This window comes from Synechococcus sp. GFB01 (assembly GCF_001039265.1).
Lineage (GTDB): Bacteria > Cyanobacteriota > Cyanobacteriia > PCC-6307 > Cyanobiaceae > NIES-981.
In genome coordinates this window covers 1-2,948 of record NZ_LFEK01000108.1, presented here as the reverse complement: position 1 = coordinate 2,948, position 2,948 = coordinate 1, and the positions used below count along the sequence as shown (strand labels likewise).

Here is a 2,948-nt window from a genome sequence, read left to right as displayed (position 1 = left end):
CTCTGACTAGCCTGCAGCCACTCCCCGGCCATCCCCCGATGCAAGGCCCACCGATCTGGCAGCGGCTGGCCGCCGCCGCGGCCTACCTGCTGCCCTGGACCGAGGGGCTCGGTTTCGGACGCTCGCTGTTCGGCCTGTTTCCTGTGCTCCAGTGGCTGAGCCTGCCCGCCCTGCCGGTGGCGCTGGTGCAGCAGGCGGTGCCAGGCGGCCTGGGCGGCCTGCTGCTCTTCCTGGTGCTTTATCTCGCGGTGGTGCGCAACCCGCGGGTGCCCTACCTGATCCGCTTCAGCGTGCTGCAGGCGATCCTGATCGACATCCTGCTGGTGCTGGTGCGGCTGGCCTTCGACATCCTGCTGAGCCCCCTGCGCATCGACTTCGCCCTGCGCACCCTCGGCAACACCGTGTTTCTGGGTGTTCTGGTGCTCGTGGGCTTCGGGATCATCCAGAGCCTGCGGGGCGAGGAGGCCGACATCCCCAGCCTCTCGGAAGCCGTGCGGATGCAGCTGTAGGGTGGTCGATCCGTCGCTGGCGGGTCACGGTTCCCCTCGCAGCAGCACAGCAGCAGCAAAGCTGTAGCTGCAGTCCTGCTGTGGGGTCATCCACCGGAGACGCACCGGCCCCTGGTTCCTCACCCAACAGGCAATCCCATCAGGCGACCATGACGCAGCCCTATTACGAAACCATGTACATCCTCCGGCCGGACATCCCGGAAGAGGAGGTGGAGAGCCACATCACCAAGTACCGCGATCTTGTGACCGAGGCCGGTGGTGAAGTGCTCGATTGCCAGATGCGCGGCAAGCGCCGCCTGGCCTACCCGATCGCCAAGCACCGCGAGGGCATCTACGTGCAGCTCAACCACAACGGCGACGGCCAGCAGGTGGCCCCGCTGGAGCGCGCCATGCGCCTCTCGGAGGACGTGATCCGCTACCTGACCGTGAAGCAGGACGGACCCATGCCCGCCCCACGCTCCCTGCCCACGGCGGTGAGCGAGGCTGCCCCGATGGAGCCGGCCAACGCCTGAATCCTGCGGCGAGCCTTGTAAGACAAGCCGTGGCACCGTTAAGGTCCTGGGATGAACCCGGACCAGCAGCCACAGTCCCCGGAAGGNCTGCCAGCCGTTCCGCCGCTTCCCCCGCAGCCCAGGTGGGCAGGCTCGGCACAAGCCGTGTTCAGCTGGACGCAGCAGAGCGGGCGCGAGCAGCAGCTTCAGAAGGAGCTGCAGGCTGCCCGTGACGAGCTCGAGGCCATGCAGGGGCTGCTCAGCGATCTCCCCGAGATCTTCGAACGCAAGTTCCAGAGCCGGCTGGAACCGATCCTCGAGCAGCAGCATCGGCTGCTCGAGGACAACGCGGCCTTGCGGCAGCAACTGCTGCAGATCCAGCCACAGCAGGGCAGCCAGGAGCGCCGACTGCTGATGCCTGGCCCTGAGACCTCAGACTGCGATGCACCGCGAGGCCAGGGCCTGCGGCACACCCTGAAGCGTCTCCTGCCATGGTCCCGCTCCGCGGGTGCCGATGCCGACGCGGCGCCGGACCAGGAGAGCGACGGCCATAGCGGACGCCACAGCGGCAGACTGGTCGCCTGAACGACCAGCCCATGCAGCGGCAGCGCTGATCAGCCCCGCTGGCTGGCAGCCCAGAGCCGGGTCGGCAGGCCCCACACGTAGATGAAGCCCTCGGCGGCGCGGTGGTCGAACCGGTCACCAGCGTCGTAGGTGGCCATATCCGGCACGTAGAGACTGTTCGTGGCGCTGCTGCGCCCCACCACCGTGGCGCTGCCCTTGTGCAGCTTCATCCTCACCGTGCCGTTCACGGTGCGCTGGGTGCGCTCGATGAAGCCGTCGACGGCGTCCTTGAGCGGGCCATACCAGAGGCCCTGGTACACCAGATCGGCCCACTGCTGCTCCAGCTGGCGCTTGCTGCGCAGCACGTCGGCCGCCAGGGTGAGGCTCTCCAGCTCCTGATGGGCGCGGATCAGCAGCAGCAGCCCCGGCACCTCGTAGATCTCCCGGCTCTTGATGCCCACCACGCGGTTCTCGATCATGTCGAGCCGGCCGAAACCATGGCTTCCCGCAAGGTCGTTGGCCCGGCGGATCAGGCTCACCGGATCGAGCCGCTCGCCGTCGAGGCTCACCGGGTTGCCCTGCTCGAAGCCGATCTCCACCACCTGGGGCTGATCCGGAGCGGCATCCACACTCACCGTGAGGGCATAGATCTCCTCGGGTGGCTCCACGTTGGGATCCTCGAGCGGTCCGGCCTCGATCGAGCGACCCAGCAGGTTGAGGTCGATCGAATAGGGCGACGCCTTGCTCACCGGCGAAGGGATGCCGCAGCGCTCGCCGTAGGCGATCGTTTCCTCGCGGCTCATGCCCCACTCCCGGGCGGGCGTGAGCACCTTGAGATCGGGTGCCAGCGCTCCGATGGTCACATCGAAGCGCACCTGGTCGTTGCCCTTGCCGGTGCAGCCGTGGGCCACGGCGTCGGCACCCACCTCGCGGGCGATCTCCACCAGGCGGCGGGCGATCAGGGGACGGGCCAGGGCCGTGGAGAGGGGATAGCGGCCTTCGTAGAGGGCATTGGCACGGATCGCCGGAAAGGCGAACTCGGTGATGAAGGGCTCGATCAGATCACCCACGATCGACTGGCTGGCGCCGGAATCCAGTGCCTTGCGACGGATCGGTTCGAGCTCATCGCCCTGGCCCAGATCGGCGGCGAAGGTGATCACTTCTTCCACGCCCCACTCGTTCTTCAGATAGGGGATGCAGACGCTGGTATCCACGCCACCCGAATAGGCCAGCACCGCCTTCTTCGCCCGACCCATCAAGGCACTCCCCCGTGATCCGTGTTCACTCGCTCGATTCTCCCCTGTCGGGGGCGCCGCTCTGCAGCCGCCAGCGGCGCAGCAGCCGCCAGCGGCGCAGCAGCCACAGGGTCATCAGCAGGGGCGGC

Annotated in this window: 4 protein-coding genes; 3 read left to right on the top strand and 1 reads right to left on the bottom strand. The window is 67.8% G+C overall.

The genetic code is table 11. The annotated features are described in order from the left end of the window. The first annotated feature begins 38 nt into the window (after positions 1 to 38). From SYNGFB01_RS10045 to SYNGFB01_RS10035, 3 genes are all read left to right on the top strand, one after another. Entirely contained in the window at positions 39 to 509 is a 471-nt protein-coding gene (locus SYNGFB01_RS10045; RefSeq protein ID WP_048017915.1) for a Tic20 family protein, read from the top strand. Positions 510 to 658: 149 nt separating this feature from the next. Further along, positions 659 to 1,021, top strand: coding sequence for a 30S ribosomal protein S6 (gene rpsF, locus SYNGFB01_RS10040; protein ID WP_048017914.1), 363 nt, complete (start codon positions 659 to 661; stop codon positions 1,019 to 1,021). Between the two features lie 144 nt (positions 1,022 to 1,165). Then, a complete protein-coding gene (locus SYNGFB01_RS10035) occupies positions 1,166 to 1,585 on the top strand; it encodes a hypothetical protein (RefSeq protein WP_048017913.1) in 420 nt (139 codons plus the stop codon). Between the two features lie 29 nt (positions 1,586 to 1,614). Here SYNGFB01_RS10035 and SYNGFB01_RS10030 read toward each other — a convergent pair whose 3' ends face one another. Next, the gene (locus SYNGFB01_RS10030; protein WP_048017916.1) at positions 1,615 to 2,820 is read right to left on the bottom strand and encodes an argininosuccinate synthase; all 1,206 of its coding nucleotides are present in this window, start codon (positions 2,818 to 2,820) and stop codon (positions 1,615 to 1,617) included. Positions 2,821 to 2,948 lie beyond the last annotated feature (128 nt).